The 2,160-nt window shown below is 60.5% G+C and carries 3 protein-coding genes and 1 pseudogene; 1 reads left to right on the top strand and 3 read right to left on the bottom strand.

What is annotated here, in order from left to right; genetic code table 11:
- Nucleotides 1-30: 30 nt before the first annotated feature.
- Both SB764_RS38045 and SB764_RS38040 read right to left on the bottom strand, forming a co-directional pair.
- Nucleotides 31-443: pseudogene (locus tag SB764_RS38045) on the bottom strand (SET domain-containing protein).
- On the bottom strand, nucleotides 440-829 hold the full coding sequence (locus SB764_RS38040) for a hypothetical protein (protein ID WP_410866468.1): 390 nt from the start codon (nucleotides 827-829) through the stop codon (nucleotides 440-442). The pseudogene SB764_RS38045 and the gene SB764_RS38040 overlap by 4 nt, the downstream one beginning before the upstream one ends.
- Nucleotides 830-1,309: 480 nt before the next feature.
- Here SB764_RS38040 and SB764_RS38035 point away from each other — a divergent pair, with 480 nt between their 5' ends.
- Nucleotides 1,310-1,777, top strand: a complete 468-nt coding sequence (locus SB764_RS38035) for a hypothetical protein (protein WP_410866467.1) — start codon at nucleotides 1,310-1,312, stop codon at nucleotides 1,775-1,777.
- 45 nt (nucleotides 1,778-1,822) lie between these two features.
- On the opposite strand, the gene SB764_RS38030 is transcribed toward SB764_RS38035, so the two are convergent.
- Nucleotides 1,823-2,160: DUF2471 family protein (locus SB764_RS38030; protein ID WP_410866466.1), on the bottom strand; the 338-nt coding region annotated here is incomplete at its 5' end.

Here is a 2,160-nt window from a genome sequence, read left to right as displayed (position 1 = left end):
GGTGGCCGTGATAAAGCGATTTCGTCTTCTTCATCGCTTCATTCTACTGCCACACCTCCAGCAACCTGACAGTGCCCGGCAGCGGCCTGAGCGTGGCAGTTCGAGCGAATAATCAATGAACAGTTCTTCGCCGGGGGCAATCGCCCGGATCGTCTCAATAAAAACGCGGTCGGACTCTTCGACGGCTTCGCAGTTGGCGTTGCCGGCGTGGTTAAGCCAGCGTGCGCTGTTGCCGCCGCGGCCGCCGTCGATCACACGGCCATCGGAAAGACCGAAGAGGGAGGTGTGTTCCTCGTTTTCGCGCCCGGAGCAATGGTTTGCTGCCTCGCGCCAGGTCGTCGCGAGCCCGCGGTATTCCAGGATACGTTCGCCAGCGGCCAGTTCGCGGAGTGCAAATACCCCTTACCGTGTATTGGGGAGCGTCGGGAGATAATTCGTCTCATGCTTCAGGACAGGTTCGTGATGTAATGGGTGCGGGCTCGTCGCGCGTTTCGTGGTCGGAAGGTGTTGGGGTGATGATCTGGGACAGCTCCTCAAGGGAGGGTTTCGTGCCGGCGGCGACAGTCTTGAGCCGCTCTAGGTGATCACTGGCGCGAGAGATGACTTCCAGTCGGACTGTGGCGAGTATGCGGTCGTATTCGTTGACGACGGTCGTCAGTCCGTCCAGCAGTTCGGGAGTGTATTCTGGCCATTGTCCGGTCTGATCGAAGTCGAGCAGCAGGCGGCCAAGTCCGCGCCCGGCTTCTTCGATAACTTGCTGCGAAAGCATGCAGTAGCCGTCCGCTGCAATAAATCCTGTGACAAGGCAGACATGGGCGAGATGTGTCACCAGGTGGCGGTCGATATCCCGATGACGGAACCGCACGAGTGCCAGTCGCGCGCGTAGCGCGAGATCGGACGCGTGTGGCCTTGCCATTGGAAGCTGTAATGCTTTGGATCGTGGCGTTACGGGGCGGCCAGGTTTTCTGCGCGGCATGATGCTTCGGTCTCTCCGGTCGGATGGCGTCAGGACGACGAATCGTATCCGGTTATGGGGCGCGCGGGTTAGTATTGCAAGAGATGACTGCCAGGCTGTTCCATGTGTCGGACCACAGTCTCCTGGCGTTCCCGCCAGTGCGCCAGTGCAGGCTGTGTACAAGTGACGGCGGGATAGCGACAGATCGTCGCGGTTCTTTCTGCGGCCACGAAGTGTCTTTCTGCGGTCTGGCTGGATGCGCAGAACGCGGGAGGACGCGGTGCGCGTCGGGTGCACGTCATGAGAAAGGTTCCGGGCGGTGCCGGGAAGCCGCGACAGGCAAATGATTGGACCATGAAGAAACGGAATTTGCCCCACCGCGCGCGGGAGGTGCGGACGAAGGACATGCTGCTGCCACTGACTGCGGCCGCCGTGCGTAGCATTTCCCTGGAGAATCATCTTGCGCTCGCGGCGATGCGAAGCGGGAATGGCACACCCGACACCATGGTCTCGCTGCTGCGCGTCCTTTACATGACGTATTTTCTGTGCAGGAATGACTGTCCTGAACAGGATCTCGCCCTGTTCCTGAGCGCTGAGTTAGCGCTCGATGAGAGCATCCGGGCTGCGACGATGGGGCTTGACTGGCAGTTGCGGGCAGAGCAAATCCCGCTGATTGAGCAGGTGCTCGTGCGTGCCGACGAACTGATCGCCAGCGTGCCGAAGTATCGCTATGTCGATGCCTGGAAGCAGCTCGAAAGTTTCTCTCGCTCTGATCGGGCGTCGGTGCTGCCAGGTAGCCAGTTGAAGATGGTGTCGAAATAGCTGAAGGCGACCGGTTATAGGTGACCCTCGGCAGAGAGCGCATGCTCAGGTATCCTCTCTGTCTATTTGCCCAGCCGAGTGGCTTACGAATGCCCGTGCGATCGCGTAGACAGCCGGCAAGAGTTCCTCATCGCGTTGCCAGTCAACCTGCGCATCAAGCTCGCCGTCTGTGATGCGGGTGTCGGCGAGACGCGAAAAGCTGGCTCGCACAGCGGCCGGATATCTTCCCTGGAATCCGGGGTCGGCGAAGGCCTGCTCCTCGATATCGAGCAGCGTACGCCACGTCACTGCTGGAGCCGGACGCCGCGTAGCTGATCGCCGTGCGCTGACATTGCGCTGCAACAGCAGTACGACGATACGCTGCAGATCCAGTGCAGCGCGTT

Source organism: Paraburkholderia sp. SIMBA_027 (genome assembly GCF_046535315.1).
Lineage (GTDB): Bacteria > Pseudomonadota > Gammaproteobacteria > Burkholderiales > Burkholderiaceae > Paraburkholderia > Paraburkholderia tropica.
The sequence above is the reverse complement of the archived record's forward strand: the minus strand, read 5'-3'. Positions and strand labels throughout refer to the sequence as shown.